Origin of the sequence: Nostoc sp., from assembly GCF_035638895.1 — a bacterium.
In the GTDB taxonomy this organism is placed as follows: Bacteria; Cyanobacteriota; Cyanobacteriia; order Cyanobacteriales; family Nostocaceae; genus Nostoc.
Genome location: NZ_DASQZC010000656.1, coordinates 1 through 1,605, shown reverse-complemented (window position 1 = coordinate 1,605; position 1,605 = coordinate 1). Strand labels below are relative to the sequence as shown.

The 1,605-nt window shown below is 43.6% G+C and carries 4 protein-coding genes; all 4 read right to left on the bottom strand.

Features of this window, described 5'->3' with window-relative positions:
- A partial coding sequence (locus VE944_RS31100) for a hypothetical protein (RefSeq protein WP_324986734.1) occupies positions 1 to 260 on the bottom strand: 260 nt, incomplete at its 3' end.
- A complete protein-coding gene (locus VE944_RS31095; protein ID WP_324986732.1) occupies positions 253 to 444 on the bottom strand; it encodes a hypothetical protein in 192 nt (63 codons plus the stop codon). The genes VE944_RS31100 and VE944_RS31095, both read right to left, overlap by 8 nt.
- Before the next feature lie 107 nt (positions 445 to 551).
- Entirely contained in the window at positions 552 to 788 is a 237-nt protein-coding gene (locus tag VE944_RS31090; RefSeq protein WP_324986729.1) for a hypothetical protein, read from the bottom strand.
- Positions 789 to 855: 67 nt separating this feature from the next.
- Complete coding sequence (locus tag VE944_RS31085) at positions 856 to 1,470, bottom strand: hypothetical protein (RefSeq protein ID WP_324986727.1); 615 nt, start codon at positions 1,468 to 1,470, stop codon at positions 856 to 858.
- Positions 1,471 to 1,605: the final 135 nt, after the last annotated feature.

Genomic DNA, 1,605 nt, shown 5'->3' with positions numbered 1-1,605 from the left:
TGACTTTGGCTTGCCTGTGGGAGAGTTTCAGGAGGGTTTAGCGGATCTGAAATATGGTACTGATTAGGCTGGAATGGTGGCATCATTCCCGGTACTAAGTCAGGGGTGACAGTTAGTAAGCCAGGGATGCGGCTATCTATTAGAATAGTGGCAGAAGTAGCAGATATGGGATTAGTGCTGGATGCCGAGTTTTGTTTACCTCTTGCCAACTTTTCAGCTACAGCTTGGGCGGCTGCTTTTGTGGTGTCAATCTTAGCCATTGTTCAAAAACTTTCTGGTATTGAGTAGGGATTGGTACTTAATTTGCAATTGTTGAAACGCCTTGTCTATTTCGCTAAACTCAAGTGCTAGTTGCTCATCTAAGTCGTATTTTTTGAGGACTTGTTTTAGCTCCGTTTCATCCGTCTTCGCATCCTGAATTTGGCTATTTAAGTCATCTTGCATGGTAGTATTGACGGGTATCTGATGCTTAAAAGCTCTCATTAGTTTTGAGAGCATTAATTCTGGCTTTACGTGCTACCAACTGTGTTCTGTGGAGTTGGCAGCAGAAATTATTCCGCAAAACCTTCAAACCTAGATACCTCTGAGCCACTATTCGCAGCCCATTCCAAGTAGTTGAAATATTGTTTAACGTCACCAAGAGCTACATCACAATCGAAGCGCAAACCTTTAAACTCTGGATGTTGGTAGATTTGTAGAAGCAATTCTTGGGCTTGATAAACTAGTTCTGGTAAGGAGTTAGCGTTTATGCTTGCCTCTGGTTCAATGCCGGAAATTGTAAAAGTCATAGTGTTAGTACTCTTTCTAATAACCAGTTAACAAAGTCGAGAGGGGATAACAGGATGTTAATCGCTCTCACACGATTAGCTTTTTTCCCAGTTCAGTGATGATGCCTTCAATTTCTTGAGTGAGGTTGCTTTCGTCCGGGGTAATCGCTACAGGCTCCAAAGCTTTACTCGCTAAACCTCTAATCCCTCCCAGATATTCTTGCTTTTGATACTGCCAGCGCTGATTGATGGACTCTGCTAATTCGGCATCTCGTACAGCTAAATTATTTAGGATCAGTTGATTTTTTACTTGTGCGATCGCATCTACTAATTCAATTTCTTGCTCCGCCTGCCGAGCTAGTTGGTCAATTAGAGTGAGTTGAATATGATTGCTTGGAGATTGGGTAGGGGCTGTTAGATGTTGCTGCTGTTGGGGCACAGAAAGGTCATTCTGTGGCTGTTCTGTAGTTGGCTCCGATGTTTCCTGTGGAGAAACTTCAGGTAATTGTGGCTGGAAGTGGGAAGCGATCGCTTCTAAATCCTCTTCCGAAACTGCCTTTACAGTGTCGAAATCATCCGGGCGAACATGGCTTAAAGCAAGTCTCAGACTTTGCTCTGTGGTCATGTACTTTCTTGCAGCATCATGAATACTGATTGTGTCTGCTGTTGGCATCGTTGCAGCAACCTTTTTTCGTGTTGCCATTATTTACGCTCCCTTTTGGATTTTTTGGATTTGCCCGAATGCTTGCTGATAGCGGTATCTAGAAAAATCATTCGGGTTTTTGGCGATATAACCTTTTACGCGATCGCTGCGTCGTAGCTGTGCCATGAGGCGACC